Consider the following 15474-nt stretch of genomic DNA (forward strand, 5'->3'; position numbering starts at 1 on the left):
GGGCCCAGTTGGGCGAACCGCAATAATTACATCGAAACGCTATCCCACCTGGGCCCCGGCCTTCGCCGGGGTGGTGGTTACTTGGCGAGCGTGGCTTCACCCGAGATGGGCTGGACCGAGGCGGGCGCAGTCGTACCCGAGGCAACTACAATCCGGCCGACCTTCGGCGCGACGGTCGCGCCGGGCATCGCCATCTGCGTACCCTGGATGATGATCCGGTCGTTCGGCCCGATCCCCGAGCGCACGATCCGCAGGCCATCGACCACCGGTCCGAGTTCGACCGGCTTCTGGCTCACGACGTTCTTCGCATCGATCGTCAGTAGAACCTTCCGAGCCTGATCGGTCTGCACCGCGTCGTCTGGCACCAGCAGGGCCTGCCGCGTGCCCGCACTCGCGAGGCGCATGTTGCCGAACATCCCCGGCGTCAGGAAATACCCCGGGTTGGCGAGCACCGCGCGACCACGGATCGTGCCCGACCGCTGGTCGAGCCCGTTGTCGGTGAAGTCGAGCTTCCCCTTCCAGCGATGCTCGGTCTCGTCCTGCAACTGGATCTCGACCGCCGCCGGGGTCGCACCCGGCTGACGCGCGCGCTGCGTCTTGAGGTACAGCGCCTCGGAGCCATCGAACGTGAAGTAGATCGGGTCGAGCGCGTTGATCGTCGTCAAGACCGTGCCGCCGGTGCCTTCGCCGCCCGCGACCTGGTTGCCGGCATCGACACGGCGATCGGAAATGCGACCGCCGATCGGCGCGCGAACCTGCGTGAACCCGACGTCCAAGGCGCGAGCGCGTTCGCGAGCCTGTGCCGCGGCGAGTGCGGCCTGCGCTGCTTCGAGCCGACCGCGAAGGGCGTCGACTTCGCCGGCCGAGACCGCCTCGTCGGCGACCAGTCGCTGTGCGCGACCAAGATCGGTACGGGCGAGCGACAGAGCGCTGCGTGCACTCGCGACGTTGGCGTGTGCCTCGGCCAGAGCTGCGGCGGACGGGCGGGAGTCGATCGTGAAGAGCAACTGGCCCTTGCTGACGATCTCACCGTCGCGGAAGTGAATGCCGGTGACTTCGCCCGCGACGCGCGGGCGGATCTCGACGGTGCGGCTCGGTGCGAACCGGCCGACATAATCGTCCCACTCGCTGACCTGTCGGACGAGCGGCGAGGCGACCGTGACGGAGGCGGGCGGGGGTGCCGCCATTGCCGCATCCGGGTGATCGAACAGCTTCACGCCGACCGCGCCGAGCAGCGCGATCGGCACGAGCACCATTGCGCCGCGCTGCCATGCCGGCCGTCGGTGACGGTCCGCGGGCGGCGACGACACGACGTCGGCGTCGTTCGCGGCCGTGATCGTGGTAAGTTGGTTCACGCTGCGATGCTCCGCTTCTGCTGGATGCCGACGCGCATGCCGGTCACGCTCTCGACGAGCGTTTCGATCTGTGCCTCGGCAAAGCCGGCGGCGAGGAAGCCCTGGATCTCGGCCATCGGCAGCGCGAAACCGCGGCGCCAGGCGTACACGGCCATCCGCCGCAGCGCCTCGAGACGAGGGTCGGCGAGCCGCGACGCGGTGCTGAGCCCGAACAGGCTGCCCATTGCGCGCGACATGCGGCTCGGGCCGGACAGGCTACGCAAGGTGTCGCGCTTGGCGAGCGCGATGACGCTCCATTCCAGCGCGGAAAAGCCGGTCGGGGCAGGGGCGGCGACCGTCTGCGTGCGGCTGGTGACGGGCGAAGCGAACATGTTGTCGAGGTCGAGATAAGCCATGGGATTGTCCCCCTTGTAATCTTGGGCAAGCGCTGGCCTTCGTCGGTGGACGGTCCACCGACGTCAGCTGGTCGCGAGGCGTGCGCGGTCGTTGCCGGCACATCACCGTGCCGCGCTTGCCCGCTTGGAATTGTCGAAAATCAGGCCGAAGCCGTCTTAGGTTTGAACCGTGGTCATGGGTTGGTGTCCCCGGCTGCCCCATCCGAAGTAGGAGAGAGCTTCGATACCAGTCGGTATATAAACCTGACGTTCATCTAGTCAACAAGACTTTTGTACCGGCCGGTATTTTTTCCTGCGGCGCGGTAGAAACCGTGTCTATTTGGTTGGCCACATGAGCATGCTGGTCTCGACGAGCTGCTGGAGTTCGGTGCAGCTCGCGCCAGAGCCAGCCTGGATCGACAGCCCCTGCATGATGGCGAAGAGGTAGCGCATCAGCGCGTGCGACTCGAGGCGATCGGGGAACTCGCCCGCGGCCTTGGCTTCGTCGAACCGCTTCATCAGCGCGGCTTCGGACGACGCGCGGCGCTTGGCGACCTCGGCCTTGATCGGCTCGGCTTCGGCACTGCAGGCGACGCTGCTGATGACGCTCAGGCAGCCCTTGGGGTCGCACGTGCTCATCTGCATCTGAAGCGCACCCCGGAGCAGGTTTTCCGCTACGGCACGCGCGGTCGGCGCGTCGAGCGCGGACGTCATATAGGCGAGCTTCTCGCGCTCGTAGAGGTCGAGCGCCTTGTGAAACAGCGCCTCCTTGTTGCCGAACGCGGCGTACAGGCTTGGCTTGGTGATCTTCATCTCGGCGGTCAGTTCCGCCATCGATGCGCCTTCGTAACCGTTACGCCAGAACACGCGCAACGCACCCGCCAGTGCCTGGTCGAGATCGAACTCGCGGGGGCGGCCCTTGGGGGCGGTGAGCGTGCAAAGCCTATTCATACCGTTCGGTATATAGTGAGAGCGCGCAAAAGGTCCAGTGACTGGAATATGTTGCCGGGGACGCTCACCGACCGACCGCGGTGTAGGCGAACCCGGCCTGTTCGACGTCGGCGCGCTGATAGACGTTGCGCAGGTCGACCATCACCGGCCCGGCCATCACGCGCTTCAACCGCGCGAGATCGAGCGCGCGATAGGCATCCCATTCGGTCACGATCACGACCGCGTCGGCACCCTCGGCCGCGTCATAGGCGTCGGTGCAGTAGACGAGGTCGGGCATCATCGCCTTGGCGGGCGCCATGCCTTCGGGATCGTGCGTGCGGACCGTCACGCCGGCGTCCGCGAGCGCGGTCGCGATCGCGAGACTCGGGGCGTCGCGCATGTCGTCGGTGTTGGGCTTGAACGTCAGGCCGAGCAGCGCGACCGTCTTGCCGCGGGGATTGTCGCCGAGCGCGTGCAGGACTTTACGGCCCATCGCGCGCTTGCGGCTGTCGTTCACCTTCACGACGGCTTCGACGATGTGGACCGGCGTGTCGTAATCCTCGGCCGTCTTGAGCAGCGCCAGCGTATCCTTGGGGAAGCACGAGCCGCCATAGCCCGGCCCGGCGTGGAGGAATTTCTTGCCGATCCGGTTGTCGAGCCCGATCCCGCGCGACACGTCCTGCACGTCGGCACCGACCGCTTCGCACAGGTCGGCGATCTCGTTGATGAAGGTGATCTTGGTCGCGAGGAACGCGTTCGCCGCGTATTTGATCAGCTCCGACGTGCGGCGACCGACGAACAGGATCGGCGATTCGTTGAGATAGAGCGGACGATAGACGTCGCGCATGACCTGCTTGGCGCGCTCGTCCTCGGTACCGATGACGATGCGGTCGGGGCGCTTGAAGTCACCGATCGCGGCGCCTTCGCGGAGGAATTCGGGGTTCGAGACGACCGCTACGTCGACGTCCGCACGCTTCTCGCGGAAGATCGCCTCGACTCGGTCGCCGGTGCCGACGGGGACGGTCGACTTGGTCACGACCACGGTCGGTCCGGTGACCGCGGCGGCGATCTCCTCGGTTGCGGCGAACACGTAGCTGAGGTCGGCATGGCCATCGCCGCGCCGCGACGGCGTGCCGACCGCGATGAAGATCGCATCGGCACCTGCGACCGCGCTGGCGAGATCGGTGGTGAAGCTCAGCCGGCCCGCGGCGACGTTCGACGCGACGAGCTGGTCGAGGCCGGGTTCGAAGATCGGCATGCGACCGGCGAGCAGCGCGTCGATCTTCGACTGGTCCTTGTCGACGCAGATCACGTCATGGCCGAAATCCGAAAAGCAGGCGCCGGACACCAGGCCGACATAGCCAGAACCGATCATCGTGATGCGCATGGACGTTCCTCGTAAAAGCCGCGCGACCTATCGTGAGTAATGCGCGCGCGTGCAAGCTGGAGAAGACCGACCGGTGTCGTTCGCGCTGTCTGCCCTGATGCTTTCGACGGTAGGCAACCTGCCACATTGCGCGCATCATTGTTCCGATAACGGAGGCGGATATGCGGACGACGATGGCAGGCTGGGTGTTGGTGGCGACTGTGATGTTCGGTTCCGCGCATAGGGTTGCGGCACAGCAGGCGGCGGCTCCGTCGTGCCCGACTACCGTCGCAGCCGAGTTCGCAGGATGGAGCAAGCCGGCTTCGGTCGCGCCGGGCGGGGTGCTTCCGATCGGCTCGCTGGGTCGGCTGGCGCTGAAGCCGTCGGCAGGGGTTTCGTTCGAGGTCACGCCGACAAAGGCATCCGCAGCTGACACGTTTTCCGGCGTGGTCCGGTTCGACGTCGCGAAGGCGGGGACATACCGCGTGGCGCTCGGCGGACCGGCGTGGATCGATGTCGTCCAGTCGCGCAAGGTGCTGACGTCGACTGCGCACGCGCATGGACCGGTCTGCTCGCCGGTGAAGAAGATGGTCGACTTCGCGTTGCCGGCGGGGCGCTATGCCTTGCAGCTATCGGGGGCGAAGACGGCCGAACTGTCCGTGTCGATCACGGCGATCCGCTGACCGGAGCGGCTGCAACCAAAGCCCGGTATGCCGGTTGAAACCACGACCGATAGTGCAACACAGGAGAGAGATGGTGGCGGACGACTTCAAGCAGGCAGTCGATGACGGTGCGAACGCGAGCAAGGCGGCAACCGACCGCGCGGCGGATGCGGCGAAGGGGGCGGCGGACACGATGCGCGAGAATGCCGGGAAGGCGCGCGATGCGTTCTCGGAGAAGGTCGTCGATCCGGCGCGGCGCGCGGGCGAGGCGATGAAGGAATCGGGCGGCAAGGTCGCCGAGGGTGGCGCGACGATCGGCAAGGCGATGATCGATCAGGCCGAGCAGAATGCGCGCGAGGCCTTCGCGGCGATGCGCGAGGCGGCGAGCGCCAGCGACCTGACCCAGGTGATGAAGATCCAGGGCGATTACCTGCGTGAGCAGAGCCAGCGCAGCATGAGCCAGGCACGCGAGATCGGCGAGCTGATCATGAAGTTCGGCAAGGACGCGGTCGCACCATTGCAGGGCGGCGGAATCAAGTAGGCCGACCGGCCGATACGCTACTCTTCGTTTCGGGTGGAGCGGCGTACGGACGAGCAAGAACGCCGCCGCTCCGATACGATGACGGAGCGGCGGCGGACCAGCCTCAACTATTTCCGGCTTAGACGAACAGGCCGACGAGCCAGTACGTGCCAGCGCCGATCAGCCCCGCGGCGGGCAGCGTTAGCGTCCAGGCTACGACGATGTTGCTGGCGACGTTCCAGCGGACGGCGGATAACCTCCGCGCGGCGCCGACGCCGACGATCGAACCGGTGATGGTGTGCGTCGAAGATACCGGGATGCCCCAGAAGGTCGCCGCGAACAGCGTGATCGCGCCGCCGGTCTCCGCGCAGAAGCCCTGCGCAGGGGTAAGGCGCGTGATCTTCGAGCCCATCGTGTGGACGATCCGCCAGCCGCCGGACAGCGTGCCGAGCGCCATTGCCGCTTGGCAGGACAGCACGACCCAGAGCGGCACGTGGAATTCGCCGCCGAGCAGGCCCTGCGAATAGAGCAGCACGGCGATGATCCCCATCGTCTTCTGCGCGTCGTTGCCGCCGTGACCGAGCGAGTAGAGCGCGGCGGAAATCAACTGGAGTTTGCGGAAGCGCTTGTCGACGCCGAGCGGGGTGAGCTTTAGGCTGGTCCAGGCGACGATCAGCACGAGAACGAGCGCGAGCATCAGGCCGATCGCGGGCGAGGCGAAGATCGCGAGGACGGTGGCGATGACGCCTTTCCAGACGATAGCGCCGAAGCCGACCTTGGCGATGCCGGCCCCCAGGAGCCCGCCGATCAGCGCGTGGCTGCTGCTCGACGGGATGCCGAGCACCCAGGTGATGACGTTCCACGCGATCGCGCCCATCAACGCGGCGAAGATCACCTGCGCGTCGATGACGTGCGCCTGGACTATGCCGGTGCCGACGGTCTGCGCGACGTGGAGGCCGAAGACGGCGAACGCGATGAAGTTGAAGAATGCGGCCCAGAGGACGGCGTATTGGGGTTTCAGGACGCGGGTCGAGACGACGGTGGCGATCGAGTTCGCCGCGTCGTGGAGGCCGTTCAGGAAGTCGAACAGCAGCGCGATGCCGATGAGGCCGATTAGGAGGGGGAGGGAGAGGATCATGCGGTTGCCGCCCTATCCGCTACCGCTTCACCCCCCCGGCGAAGGCCGGGGTCCAATTGGAAAGGTTGCAGCAACGGAACGCCGCCCTCAGTTATTGCCGTCCCCCAACTGGGCCCCGGCCTTCGCCGGGGGGGAGCACTTGCAGGGGAGCCGACTTCAAGCATGGTCGATGACCAGCCCCTGGATCTCGTTCGCGACGTCCTCGAAGCGGTCGACGATCTTTTCCAGGCTGCTGTAGATTTCGCGGTTGATGATGAAAGTCATCGGGTCCGCACTGATCTTCGAGGCCTGGAACAGCGCGCGCAGGCCCGTATCGTGGATGTCGTCGGCATGCCCCTCGATCTGGATCAGCCGCGCGGTCAGGTCATGCAGCCGCCCCGCATTGGTGCCGAGGGATCGCAGCAGCGGGATCGCCTCCGCGGTGATCCGCGCGGCCTCGACGATAATGCCGGCCATGTCGCGCATCTCGGGCGAGAATTCGGTGACCTCGTACAGCGCGATCGCGTTGGCGGTGCCGTTCATCTGGTCGATCGCGTCGTCCATCACGCCGATCAGGTCGGTGATCGCGCTGCGGTCGAACGGCGTCACGAACACGCGGCGGACGTCCTGCAACACCTCGCGCGTGATATCGTCGGCCTCGTGCTCGCGCTTGACGATCTCGGCGATCTGACCCTCGATCGAGCCTTCGCCGTGGAGCAGCCGTGCAAGCGCATCGGCACCGGCGACCAACGTCGCGGCATGCGCGTCGAACAGTTCGAAGAACCGTCCCTGCTTCGGCATCAGCGACTGGAACCAGCCCAGCATCGGAATTCTCCTTTTCGCACTCGTGCGTACGACGGGTAAGATACGTTGCGCGAACGACGCCGGGATCGGCGGCTCGCGGAAGGCGGCGATAAGCGCCTTCAGGCCGGGCTCATTGACAGCGTCTGCGGCGCGATCAAGCGTAAACCAGCGGGTGTCGCGCTGATGACGCTCGGGCCAGTCGTCGACCTGCTCGACGAATGCTAGCGGAAACACGGTGACGATCATGTCGCGGTAACGGCCGGTGCGGCGGCGTTTTCGGTACGCGAATTGCCCGACCGGAGACGGGCAGGGGATGCCGCGGATGCCGGCTTCCTCATAGGCCTCCTGTGCGGCGGCCTCGTGGCTGGCGAGACCCACGATGGGGTTTCCCTTGGGGATCACCCAGCGACCGGTATCGCGCGACGTGATCAACATCACGCGCGCATGTCCGGCCTCGTCGATGACATAGGGAAGTGCGCCGATCTGCTCGATGGTCAGGGTCCTTGCGCCCGCAGAAACGCGGGGAAAACGACGAGCTTATACCCGGTTTTTACGCAAGGATAGCGGCGCGGCGGAGAGTTTTCGGACCGTTACCGCGGGGCCATTTCTGTCCCATTGCCGGACGCCGCCCCCTTAACCACTTTTGCCACTGGTCGAATTGGTAAACGCGGCGTTAACGTTTGCATCATGACCAGACGCCTAGTCCTCACCAACGAAGCCGCCCGCCACCCGCTGCGCCGTTCGCTGCCGCCGCCGGTGATCGCGAGCACGAAGAACGACGATCAGGACGTGAAGCTCTTCCTGTTGAGCTTTGCCGCGTTTTTCACGTGCTTCTACAGCTTCATTTTCTGAGAGCGCCCGGCGTAATCCTCCCCTTGGCGGGGTAGGAGACTTAACCTCGAAGCGTCGGCAAACACCCGATCGCGTCGTCATCGCAGGCCCGGTGCAGCTTTTGCGCGAGCCATGCCGAGACGAGGCACATCGCCGCGACGAGGAACAGCATGTCCTCGGGCGTCACACCCATCGCGGTGATGCCGATGACGAGGATCGAGCCGATCGTCATCGCGCCCGAATTGACGACGTTGTTCGCCGCCACGGTTCGCGCGGTCTGGTCCTTCTCGACGGTCGTGGTCAGGAACGCGTAGAGCGGCACGACGAACATCCCGCCGGTGATCGCGATCGCCAGCAGCGTTGCCAGCACGGGGATTGCTCCGGGCTGATGGATGAAGCCGGCCCAGTCGTAATAATGTCCTGGAGCCGCGGGCGTCCAGTTGCGCGCCAGGAACGAGAACAGTACGACAAACCCTCCCATCGCGATCACCGACGCGGGCGAGAACTTCGCCGAGATGCGTCCACGCAGCATCGAGTTGATCACGACGGAACCGATCGCCACCCCGACCGAGAACACCGCGATCACGAAGCTCGCGACTCGCTCGTCGGCGGTCAGCACGTTTTTCACCAGCGGCGGGAAGACGATGATCAGCACCGCGCCGATCGTCCAGAAGAAGCTGATCGCGACGATCGCGAGGAACAGGCGGGGGATATGCAGCGTCGCGCTGATCAGCCGCCACGAGGCGGTGAACGGGTTGTAGTCGAGCTTGAGCGGCGGGCCTTCGCGCGGTGCGGGAGGCACCTGCCGGCCGGAGAACCAGCCGATCACGGCAACGATCAACACGCTGGCAGCCGCACCCTCGATCGGGATCCAGCCTGCCGTCACCGTGCCGAGCAGGATCGCGAGATACGTCCCGGCTTCCACGAGGCCCGTGCCACCGAGCACATCACACGGTTTCAGATGCTGCGGCAGGATCGCGTATTTGATCGGCCCGAAGAACGTCGAATGCACGCCGAGACACAGCACCGCGCCGAGCATCAGCCCGATTCCCAGCGACGGATGCCCTGCGCGTGCGACCATCAGGCCAGTCGCGCCGAGCAGCATGATGCCGATCTCGACCGTCTTCACGATCCGGATGATCCGCGCCTTGTCGTGACTGTCCGCCAATTGCCCGGCGAGCGCGGACATCAGGAAGAACGGCAGGATGCCGAGTCCCGTCGCCAGCGCGTTGAAATTGGCCTCCATCTTCGGATCGTTGAAGACGGCATAGGTCGCGAACAGGACCATCGAGGTCTTGAACAGATTATCGTTGAACGCGCCGAGAAACTGCGTGGTGAACAGGGGCAGGAAGCGACGTTGCTTCAGCAACCCGAGGGCATTGAGCATGACGGGAAATAGCCCTGATCGTTGCGGTAATGTGTCGAACCCTTAGCCGAGCGTCATCCGCACGCCAACGTTAAACCGGTTTCGCCCCGCGACCGACCGGTATAGGGGTGGTGGGTGCTGAGCTTGCCTAACCTCCTGACATTGTCGCGGATCGTCGCGGTACCCCTACTGGTCTGGTTCCTGTGGTGGCCCGACTGGGAGGCGGGCTACGGCATCGCCTTCGTACTGTACTGCCTGATGGGCATCACCGATTATTTCGACGGCTATCTCGCGCGGTCGAGCGGCGCGGTGTCGCGATTGGGGATTTTTCTCGATCCGATCGCGGACAAGATCATGGTCGCCGCGGTGATCCTGATCCTGGTCGGCACGCGCGATATCGCCGGCATCCACGTCATCGCCGCGCTGGTGATCCTGCTGCGTGAGATCGCGGTGTCGGGCCTGCGCGAGTTCCTGGCGCAGGTGCAGGTTTCGGTGCCGGTATCGCAGCTCGCCAAGTGGAAGACGACGCTGCAGCTCGTGTCGCTCGGCGGGATCATCCTTGGCGGATCGGTGCCCGAGATGGTCTGGGTGCACACCGTCGGCATCGTCGCGCTGTGGGGTGCGGCCGTCCTTACGTTGCTGACCGGGTGGGATTATCTCCGTGTCGGCCTGAAGCACATGGACTGAACATGACGATACGGATGGTGTATTTCGCCTGGGTGCGCGAGCGCATCGGCACGGGTGAAGAGTCGGTCGAGCCGCCGGCAAGCGTCGTGACGGTGGCGGATCTGGTCGACTGGCTGGCGGAGACGAGCCCGGCGCATGCGGGGGCTTTCGAGAACCGTTCGCGATTGCGTGCTGCGATCGATCAGGATTTCGTGCCGCTCGATACGCCGATCGGTCGTGCGCAGGAGATCGCGATCTTCCCACCGGTGACTGGCGGATGATCCACATCTCGGTCCAGCAATCACCGATCGATATCGCCGCCGAGATGACGCGCGCGGAAGCGGCAGGGGCGGGCGCGGTGGCGACGTTCACCGGGCTGGTGCGCGCTGACGACGGTGTGGGGACGCTCGAACTCGAACATTATCCCGGCGCGACCGAGGCCACATTGCTCAAGGTTGCCGAGGGCGCGATCGAGCGTTGGTCGCTGAGTGCCGCGATCATCGTGCACCGCGTCGGGCCGATGCATCCGGGAGAGCGGATCGTGTTCGTCGCAGCGACGGCGGCACATCGTGGCGCGGCGCTGGAGGCCTGCGTCTATTTGATCGACCGGCTGAAGACTGACGCTCCGTTCTGGAAACGCGAAACGCGTGGGGTCGAGGCTAGCTGGGTCGAAGCGCGGGATAACGATCACGCCGCCGCTGCCCGCTGGGATAAGTCGGACTCTTAGCCTCCCGCATTCGCGAGTAAACGAGAAGCGGGCCGCGACCTCGCTGGAGATCGCGGCCCGCAATCGTATTAGCCGAGCTTCGGGACGCTCATGCCATTGGTGAGATGAACGACACCGTTCGTCTCCTTGATGTCCGCGGTGTCGACGAACGACTTGATCCCGGCGGTATCGGTCAGCGCGATGTTGCCGTTCGCCTCGAGCGACGCGACCAGCGGCTGGCCGGCGAGCGTGGTCAGCGTGGCCTTGCCACCGCCTGCGGTGATCTGTGCCTTCAGCTGTTCCGCCGTGATCGCGCCTGCAACGACATGATACTTGATGATCGTCGCGAGCGTCGGCGACGACTCGGGCTTGAGCAGCGTGTCGAGCGCACCGGCCGGCAGGCGCGTGAACGCTTCATCGCTCGGCGCGAACAGCGTGTACGGGCCGGGGCCCGCAAGCGTCGTCTGCAACTTAGCGGCGGTCACCAGCTTGGCGAGCGTCGCGCGGTTCGGCAGCGTCGGCAGCGCGGCGGCGATCGTCGTGGTCGCGGCGGCGGCCGGCGCGGCTGGCGCGGCGGTCGTGCCCGGCGTGGTCGGGGCTGCGGTCTGCGGGGCGGCTGGTGCGGTCGTCTGAGCGGTCGCGCCGGTGGCGAGGAGCAGGCTCGATGCGGCTGCGATCATGAGGTTGGTCTTGACAGTCATCTGCGACTCCAGAGATTATGAATGGGACTTGCGAAACTCGAGCGAAAAAATTTGGGTAGTGTGTAAGTCCGGCTCAATCATTTTGCAGACAAAGCGTAGCATCGCTGCGATGAACCGAGCCTCACGACCTGAAAACTAACTTAGTTTTGGCACGATCACGCCGTTTACGACGTGCACGACGCCGTTCGACTGGCGGACATCTGCGGTCTCGACGTAACTCTTGTTACCGTTGACGTCGGTGAGCGCGATTACTGCACCGACCAGTGTCGCGGTGATCGGATCGCCCTCGACCGTGGTCAAGGTCGCAGTGCCGCCACCAGCGGTGATCCGCTGGCGCAAATCGTCCGCGGTGATGACGCCCGGTACGACGTGATACGTCAGCACCTTGGTCAACGATGCCTTGTTCTCGGGCTTCAACAGCGTGTCGACCATGCCCGGTGCGAGGCGTCCGAAGGCGTCGTTGGTCGGCGCGAATACCGTGAACGGGCCGGGGCCAGACAGCGTCCCGACGAGGCCGGCGGCCTTCACCGCGGCGACCAGCGTCGACAGGTTCGGTGCGGCCGACGCGTTGTCGACGATCGTCCGCGTCGCCATCATCGGGACGCCGCCGACGGTCGGGTTGGCGACTGCGGGCGGGCCATTCGGCACGGCGAGCGCGGGATTGGCGGGCGTGGTCGACGCACTGGCCACGTCGTCCTTCGATTTGCCACTGCATGCAGCGAGCGCCAGTGCGCTCGTGATCAGCAGTAGCGGAAGCGTCTTCGACATCATCGGGTCTCCAGCGGGAACTCGCGAACCATACGATCGAACGCGGAGTTGGTTGCGCATCCGTGCCAATCCCGCGCCGAGCGGAGCCGATTACTGAACGTCGGCCAGCGCCTTCGCCATCAATCGGAAATCCTTTTCACGCGGGCTCGCACGGCGCCATACGAGCGCGATCTTGCGTACCGCATTGATCTCGTCGAGCGGGCGGGCGGTGATGTTGGTGTTGTCGAGGATGCCGGCCTTCAGCGCCATTTCCGGCAGCATCGTGATACCGAGCCCGTTGTCGACCATTTGCACGATCGTGTGCAGCGACGTGCCGAGCATCGTCGCCTCCGCGCGCAATTCGGGCCGGTTGCACGCGCCGAGCGCATGATCCTTCAGGCAGTGTCCGTCCTCGAGCAGAAGCAGTCGCGTCTCGTCGATCGCCGACGCCGGGATCGCGGGTAAGGCGGTCGGCTCCTCGCCCGAAGGATACGCCACGAACAAGCGATCCTCGAACAGCGTCTCGAACGTCACCTCGCCACATGCATATGGGAGCGCGAGGAGCACGCAGTCGGTGCGGCCGTTGTGCAACCCCTCGCACGCCGGGCCGCTCGGTTCCTCGCGCAGGAACAGCTTGAGGTCGGGATAGTCCTTCCGCAACCGCGGCAGGATCCTTGGCAGCATGAACGGCGCGATCGTCGGGATGACGCTCATCCGCATGTCGCCCGACAAGGGTTGGCCGGCGGCGCGCGCCATGTCGCCCAGTTCCTCCGCCTCGCGCAGCACACGCCGCGCCTTGTCGGCGATCCCGTCGCCCAGCGGCGTGAACCGCACGACTCGCCGGGTGCGCTCGACTAGGACCACGCCGATCAGTGTTTCCAGCTCGCGCAGGCCCGCCGACAGCGTAGATTGCGTCACGAAACACGCCTCCGCGGCGCGTCCGAAATGGCCGTGGTCCTTCAGCGCAACCAAATATTGCAACTGTTTCAACGTGGGTAGGTAGGTCGCAGCCATTAATCGCCTCTATCGATCATCAGATGATAAATAGAGCGTTGGATCGATTACACCAGCCCCCATATACCGCATCGCACAACGACCGAGCGGGCCAACCGCTGCCTTTGAGGATGCCTGGAGCCAAGTTTATTTCCAGGAGGCTTCCATCATGTTGACCATCGGCGACCAGTTCCCATCGATGACCATTCCCGTCCAGCAGGGCACCGCAGCGCTGCCCGCCGGCGAGACGCTCGACCTGACGACGGCATATCCCGGCAAGTGGAAGGTGCTGTTCTACTGGCCGAAGGACTTCACGTTCGTGTGCCCGACCGAGATCGTCGGCTACAGCGACATCCGCGGCGATTTCGAGGACCGCGACGCCGTGCTGATCGGCGCGTCGACCGACACCGCGCACGTCCACCTCGCGTGGCGCAAGTCGGACGCGGACCTTGCCGCCGCGGACTTCCCGTGGCTCGCGGATAACGGCGCGAAGCTCGCCGACGCGCTCGGCATCGTCGACAAGAACGAGCATGTCGCGTTCCGTGCGACGTTCATCATCGATCCGGACAACGTCATCCAGGCGGTCCAGGTCAACGGCCTGAACGTCGGCCGCAACCCCGCCGAGACGCTTCGCGTGCTCGACGCGCTGCAGACCGACGAGCTCTGCCCGTGCAACTGGAACAAGGGCGACGACGTCCTCCAGCTCGCTGCGTAACTAAAACTCCCCTCCCGTTCACGGGAGGGGTTGGGGGAGGGCGTGTCCATACGGGCCGCCCTCTCTTTTTGTCTCCAGTCCCTCCCCCGCCCCCTCCCGCAGGCCGAAGGGGAGCAGAAGGAATTATCATGTCGCTCAAGGAATTCGCCGGGACGCTGCCCGATTACGCCAAGGACATCCGCCTCAACGTCGGCTCGCTGCTGAACGAGACGCATCTGACCGACCAGCGCAAATACGGCCTGCTGCTCACCTGTGCCCACGGCTCGGGCTACAAACCGCTGGTCGAAGCCGCCGAGGCCGAATGCGCGCCGAAGCTCTCGCCCGAGGCCGCGAACGCAGCACGCGCAGCGGCCGCGGTGATGGCGATGAACAACGTCTATTACCGCTTCACGCACCTCGCCGGGAACCAGGAATACCGCAACATGCCCGCCAAGCTGCGGATGAACGTGATCGGCCAGCCCGGCATCGACAAGGTCGATTTCGAGCTCTTCAGCCTTGCAGTGTCGGCGATGAACGGCTGCGGCATGTGCATCGACAGCCATGAGCAGATTTTAAAGAAGGCCGGCGTTACGGCGGAGGCGATCCAGACATCGGTGCGGATCGGCGCGGTGATGGCGGCGGTTGCGACGGTTCACGCGACGCTTTGATCTTCTGTTCCCCTCCCGCTTGCGGGAGGGGTTAGGGGAGGGGCTGGCCTCAAGCACGACGCCGTGTTTGGCACGCCCCTCCCCCGACCCCTCCCGCAAGCGGGAGGGGAGTTCGGTCAGTGCCAGATCGCGCGGTAGAGGCCGAACAGGCTGGTGATCGTCAGGATCACGCCGACCAGCACCATCAGCGTCTTCGCCGGCACGCGCTTCGCCAGCATTGCCCCGAAAGGTGCGGCCAGCACGCCGCCAATCAGCAGCCCCACCGTGGCCTGCGTGAATGCCGCCCAGCCAAGCTGCGTGATGAACGTCGCCGAGATCGTCGCGGTCAGGAAGAACTCCGCGGTGTTGACCGTCCCGATCGTGGTGCGGGGCGATGCGCCCTGCACCAGCAGGTTCGACGTCACGACCGGCCCCCAGCCGCCCCCACCCGCCGCATCGAGAAACCCGCCGACCAGCCCGAGCGGCTCGACGATCTTCGGCTCCTTCTGTTTCGGCGGATAACGAAGCCCGCGGTAAAGCAGATACACGCCGATCGACGTCAGATACGCGAGGATGAACGGTTTCGCCGTGCTCGCGTCGATGTTCGACAGCACGTACGCACCCAGCACGCCGCCGATCACGCCCGGGATCATCAACCGCAGGAACAGCGTCCAGTTGACGTTCTTGTGCAGCACATGGCTGATCCCCGACACCGCGGTGGTGAAGGTCTCGACGGTATGCACGCCCGCCGACGCCGCGGCCGGCGGCACGCCGACCCACAGCAGCAACGTGTTCGAAATCACCCCGAACGCCATCCCCAGCGCGCCATCGACGATCTGCGCGGCGAACCCGACCAGGATGAACGGCAACAGCGTCTCGAAGCTCAAGGTCGTCAGGTCGAACATCGGCATCCCCTCAATATCGTGCGCAGAGTGCAACGCGCGGGCTTATCCCACAACAAAGATAGGCTTTACCCCGATCCCAATGGGCTGAGA

Annotated in this window: 19 protein-coding genes; 8 read left to right on the forward strand and 11 right to left on the reverse strand. The window is 65.3% G+C overall.

Features of this window, described 5'->3' with window-relative positions:
- Positions 1-77 precede the first annotated feature (77 nt).
- The 4 genes from C8J45_RS08370 to C8J45_RS08385 all read right to left on the reverse strand — a co-directional run bounded on the left by C8J45_RS08370 (position 78) and on the right by C8J45_RS08385 (position 4046).
- Positions 78-1355, reverse strand: a complete 1278-nt coding sequence (locus C8J45_RS08370; RefSeq protein ID WP_374956436.1) for an efflux RND transporter periplasmic adaptor subunit — start codon at positions 1353-1355, stop codon at positions 78-80.
- Positions 1352-1750, reverse strand: coding sequence for a hypothetical protein (locus C8J45_RS08375; RefSeq protein WP_107953860.1), 399 nt, complete (start codon positions 1748-1750; stop codon positions 1352-1354). The genes C8J45_RS08370 and C8J45_RS08375 overlap by 4 nt, the downstream gene beginning before the upstream one ends.
- A gap of 315 nt (positions 1751-2065) precedes the next feature.
- The gene (locus tag C8J45_RS08380) at positions 2066-2680 is read right to left on the reverse strand and encodes a TetR/AcrR family transcriptional regulator (protein ID WP_107962798.1); all 615 of its coding nucleotides are present in this window, start codon (positions 2678-2680) and stop codon (positions 2066-2068) included.
- Positions 2681-2744: 64 nt separating this feature from the next.
- Positions 2745-4046: a UDP-glucose/GDP-mannose dehydrogenase family protein gene (locus C8J45_RS08385; protein WP_107962799.1), complete on the reverse strand. Its 1302-nt coding sequence runs from the start codon at positions 4044-4046 to the stop codon at positions 2745-2747.
- Between the two features lie 161 nt (positions 4047-4207).
- Here C8J45_RS08385 and C8J45_RS08390 point away from each other — a divergent pair, with 161 nt between their 5' ends.
- Positions 4208-4708 carry a hypothetical protein gene (locus C8J45_RS08390; RefSeq protein WP_107962800.1) on the forward strand — a complete coding sequence of 167 codons (501 nt, stop codon included), beginning with the start codon at positions 4208-4210 and terminating at the stop codon, positions 4706-4708.
- A 73-nt stretch (positions 4709-4781) separates the two neighbouring features.
- A complete protein-coding gene (locus tag C8J45_RS08395; protein WP_258191366.1) occupies positions 4782-5228 on the forward strand; it encodes a phasin family protein in 447 nt (148 codons plus the stop codon).
- A 118-nt stretch (positions 5229-5346) separates the two neighbouring features.
- On the opposite strand, the gene C8J45_RS08400 is transcribed toward C8J45_RS08395, so the two are convergent.
- Both C8J45_RS08400 and C8J45_RS08405 read right to left on the reverse strand, forming a co-directional pair.
- Positions 5347-6345: an inorganic phosphate transporter gene (locus C8J45_RS08400; RefSeq protein WP_107962801.1), complete on the reverse strand. Its 999-nt coding sequence runs from the start codon at positions 6343-6345 to the stop codon at positions 5347-5349.
- Positions 6346-6501: 156 nt separating this feature from the next.
- The gene (locus C8J45_RS08405) at positions 6502-7620 is read right to left on the reverse strand and encodes a DUF47 family protein (RefSeq protein WP_107962802.1); all 1119 of its coding nucleotides are present in this window, start codon (positions 7618-7620) and stop codon (positions 6502-6504) included.
- Positions 7621-7815: 195 nt separating this feature from the next.
- On the opposite strand from C8J45_RS08405, the gene C8J45_RS19170 reads away from it, so the two are divergent.
- The gene (locus tag C8J45_RS19170; RefSeq protein ID WP_181321159.1) at positions 7816-7980 is read left to right on the forward strand and encodes a hypothetical protein; all 165 of its coding nucleotides are present in this window, start codon (positions 7816-7818) and stop codon (positions 7978-7980) included.
- A 40-nt stretch (positions 7981-8020) separates the two neighbouring features.
- On the opposite strand, the gene C8J45_RS08410 is transcribed toward C8J45_RS19170, so the two are convergent.
- Entirely contained in the window at positions 8021-9346 is a 1326-nt protein-coding gene (locus C8J45_RS08410; protein WP_107962803.1) for an MFS transporter, read from the reverse strand.
- Positions 9347-9460: 114 nt separating this feature from the next.
- Here C8J45_RS08410 and pgsA point away from each other — a divergent pair, with 114 nt between their 5' ends.
- Genes pgsA through C8J45_RS08425 form a run of 3 tightly spaced genes read left to right on the forward strand, consistent with a single transcriptional unit; the run spans position 9461 to position 10718 of the window.
- Positions 9461-10012, forward strand: a complete 552-nt coding sequence (gene pgsA, locus C8J45_RS08415) for a CDP-diacylglycerol--glycerol-3-phosphate 3-phosphatidyltransferase (protein WP_056489286.1) — start codon at positions 9461-9463, stop codon at positions 10010-10012.
- Positions 10013-10014: 2 nt separating this feature from the next.
- Positions 10015-10272, forward strand: a complete 258-nt coding sequence (gene moaD, locus C8J45_RS08420; RefSeq protein WP_056489288.1) for a molybdopterin converting factor subunit 1 — start codon at positions 10015-10017, stop codon at positions 10270-10272.
- A complete protein-coding gene (locus C8J45_RS08425; protein ID WP_107962804.1) occupies positions 10269-10718 on the forward strand; it encodes a molybdenum cofactor biosynthesis protein MoaE in 450 nt (149 codons plus the stop codon). The genes moaD and C8J45_RS08425 overlap by 4 nt, the downstream gene beginning before the upstream one ends.
- Positions 10719-10786: 68 nt before the next feature.
- Here C8J45_RS08425 and C8J45_RS08430 read toward each other — a convergent pair whose 3' ends face one another.
- The 3 genes from C8J45_RS08430 to C8J45_RS08440 form a co-directional block, all read right to left on the reverse strand.
- Positions 10787-11398 (reverse strand): fasciclin domain-containing protein, encoded by a 612-nt coding sequence (locus C8J45_RS08430; protein ID WP_107962805.1) that lies wholly within the window; start codon positions 11396-11398, stop codon positions 10787-10789.
- A gap of 135 nt (positions 11399-11533) precedes the next feature.
- Positions 11534-12166, reverse strand: coding sequence for a fasciclin domain-containing protein (locus C8J45_RS08435; RefSeq protein ID WP_107963001.1), 633 nt, complete (start codon positions 12164-12166; stop codon positions 11534-11536).
- Between the two features lie 90 nt (positions 12167-12256).
- On the reverse strand, positions 12257-13159 hold the full coding sequence (locus tag C8J45_RS08440; RefSeq protein ID WP_056051404.1) for a hydrogen peroxide-inducible genes activator: 903 nt from the start codon (positions 13157-13159) through the stop codon (positions 12257-12259).
- Positions 13160-13307: 148 nt separating this feature from the next.
- On the opposite strand from C8J45_RS08440, the gene C8J45_RS08445 reads away from it, so the two are divergent.
- On the forward strand, positions 13308-13853 hold the full coding sequence (locus C8J45_RS08445; RefSeq protein WP_055879693.1) for a peroxiredoxin: 546 nt from the start codon (positions 13308-13310) through the stop codon (positions 13851-13853).
- A 128-nt stretch (positions 13854-13981) separates the two neighbouring features.
- Complete coding sequence (locus C8J45_RS08450) at positions 13982-14500, forward strand: carboxymuconolactone decarboxylase family protein (protein WP_056057750.1); 519 nt, start codon at positions 13982-13984, stop codon at positions 14498-14500.
- Positions 14501-14616: 116 nt separating this feature from the next.
- On the opposite strand, the gene C8J45_RS08455 is transcribed toward C8J45_RS08450, so the two are convergent.
- Entirely contained in the window at positions 14617-15384 is a 768-nt protein-coding gene (locus C8J45_RS08455; protein WP_056052944.1) for a sulfite exporter TauE/SafE family protein, read from the reverse strand.
- Positions 15385-15474 lie beyond the last annotated feature (90 nt).

The organism is Sphingomonas sp. PP-CE-3G-477 (assembly GCF_003050745.1).
Taxonomy (GTDB): Bacteria; Pseudomonadota; Alphaproteobacteria; order Sphingomonadales; family Sphingomonadaceae; genus Sphingomonas.

Bases quoted from the DNA above. Each gene is read 5' to 3' on its own strand.
- C8J45_RS08380 (WP_107962798.1), bottom strand. From the start codon at position 2,680: ATGAATAGGCTTTGCACGCTCACCGCCCCCAAGGGCCGCCCCCGCGAG.
- C8J45_RS08455 (WP_056052944.1), bottom strand. From the start codon at position 15,384: ATGTTCGACCTGACGACCTTGAGCTTCGAGACGCTGTTGCCGTTCATC.
- C8J45_RS08375 (WP_107953860.1), bottom strand. From the start codon at position 1,750: ATGGCTTATCTCGACCTCGACAACATGTTCGCTTCGCCCGTCACCAGC.
- moaD (WP_056489288.1), top strand. From the start codon at position 10,015: ATGACGATACGGATGGTGTATTTCGCCTGGGTGCGCGAGCGCATCGGC.
- C8J45_RS08450 (WP_056057750.1), top strand. From the start codon at position 13,982: ATGTCGCTCAAGGAATTCGCCGGGACGCTGCCCGATTACGCCAAGGAC.
- C8J45_RS08445 (WP_055879693.1), top strand. From the start codon at position 13,308: ATGTTGACCATCGGCGACCAGTTCCCATCGATGACCATTCCCGTCCAG.
- C8J45_RS08385 (WP_107962799.1), bottom strand. From the start codon at position 4,046: ATGCGCATCACGATGATCGGTTCTGGCTATGTCGGCCTGGTGTCCGGC.
- C8J45_RS08425 (WP_107962804.1), top strand. From the start codon at position 10,269: ATGATCCACATCTCGGTCCAGCAATCACCGATCGATATCGCCGCCGAG.
- C8J45_RS19170 (WP_181321159.1), top strand. From the start codon at position 7,816: ATGACCAGACGCCTAGTCCTCACCAACGAAGCCGCCCGCCACCCGCTG.
- C8J45_RS08390 (WP_107962800.1), top strand. From the start codon at position 4,208: ATGCGGACGACGATGGCAGGCTGGGTGTTGGTGGCGACTGTGATGTTC.
- C8J45_RS08410 (WP_107962803.1), bottom strand. From the start codon at position 9,346: ATGCTCAATGCCCTCGGGTTGCTGAAGCAACGTCGCTTCCTGCCCCTG.
- C8J45_RS08430 (WP_107962805.1), bottom strand. From the start codon at position 11,398: ATGACTGTCAAGACCAACCTCATGATCGCAGCCGCATCGAGCCTGCTC.
- C8J45_RS08440 (WP_056051404.1), bottom strand. From the start codon at position 13,159: ATGGCTGCGACCTACCTACCCACGTTGAAACAGTTGCAATATTTGGTT.
- C8J45_RS08435 (WP_107963001.1), bottom strand. From the start codon at position 12,166: ATGTCGAAGACGCTTCCGCTACTGCTGATCACGAGCGCACTGGCGCTC.
- C8J45_RS08400 (WP_107962801.1), bottom strand. From the start codon at position 6,345: ATGATCCTCTCCCTCCCCCTCCTAATCGGCCTCATCGGCATCGCGCTG.